This is a genomic window from Variovorax sp. E3 (assembly GCF_016082275.1).
Classification (GTDB): Bacteria; Pseudomonadota; Gammaproteobacteria; order Burkholderiales; family Burkholderiaceae_C; genus Variovorax.
Window position 1 is genome coordinate 1 of the sequence record NZ_MOWM01000350.1, and the last position, 1,021, is coordinate 1,021.

The window sequence follows — 1,021 nt, forward strand, 5'->3', positions numbered from 1 at the left end:
CGACACGGTGGCGGCGCCGTCGCCGCCGGCCGTCATGAGCTGGGCGTTGCTGGTGCCCAGGCCGTCGCGCACCGAGGTTTCGAGGGCGCGCATGGCGTCGTCGCGGTTCAGGCGCGGTTGCGACTGCAGCGCCTTGGCGCGGTGCTGCAGGGTGGCCATCTGCTGCAGTTGCGCATCGAGCTGGGCGTGTTCGGCCGGGGCCGCGGCCAGCGTGCGCAGCGCGGGCGCGAGCGCGATCCACCAGAGCAGGGCCAGCGCCACGAGCGCGACGGCGGCGACGACCATGCGGCGTTCGCGCGCTTCCAGGGTGGCCCAGCGGGCCTTGAGCTGTTCGCTGAAATTCATCGGGTGGCCTCGGCCTGGACCAGCAGCAGGTCGCCTTCGGTGCGCACGTTGTAGCCGCGCGGCGCCAGTGCGTTGGTGATCTGCGAAACCTCGGAGGGCTGCAGGCCGAGCCCGCGCAGGCGCAACTGGCCGGCGCTGTAGTCGACGGCGCTGGGCGTCTTGCCGGGCGGGAGGTTGGTGGCGAGCGCGCCGACCATGGGTTCGAAGTCGCTGCCGGCCACGTCGCCCACGGCCTGCTGCAGCGCGGCCACTTCGCGCTGCATCTGCAGCGGAGCGTCGACCACGATCTTCACCGAGGGGAAGGTCTGCGTCAGCATGGCCCTGGCGGCCTGGCGCTTGGACTCGAGCGCGTTGCGCTCCTTCCAGGCCCAGGCGTTGAGGCCGACCAGCTGCGTGAGCAGCAGCACGACCACGCCCCAGCGCGCGGCGCGCCACTCGGGCGCGTAGCGCAGTGTTTGCAGCACCGACGCGAACTTCTTGCCGGCGCGCGCGCGGCCGGTCACGGCGAGGTCGAACTGCGCCAGCTCCCACGGCGTCGCGCGGCCTGCAGCCAGCGCTGCGGCGTCTGCACGATGGGCACGCGGCGCTCCAGCAGGTGCTCGGCGGCCTCGGCCACGGCGGGCTCGGTGGTGATGACGGCGGTGGTCCAGCGGCAGGCCGCCCGACAGCGCCAGCC

At 73.6% G+C, this 1,021-nt stretch carries 2 protein-coding genes; both read right to left on the reverse strand.

Annotated features, from left to right (window positions below; all coding sequences use genetic code 11):
- The coding region (gene gspM / locus BMG07_RS40790; RefSeq protein WP_198089224.1) for a type II secretion system protein GspM at positions 1 to 345 on the reverse strand (345 nt) is incomplete at its 3' end.
- Positions 342 to 848 carry a GspL/Epsl periplasmic domain-containing protein gene (locus BMG07_RS40795; protein WP_307867340.1) on the reverse strand — a complete coding sequence of 169 codons (507 nt, stop codon included), beginning with the start codon at positions 846 to 848 and terminating at the stop codon, positions 342 to 344. The genes gspM and BMG07_RS40795, both read right to left, overlap by 4 nt.
- Positions 849 to 1,021: the final 173 nt, after the last annotated feature.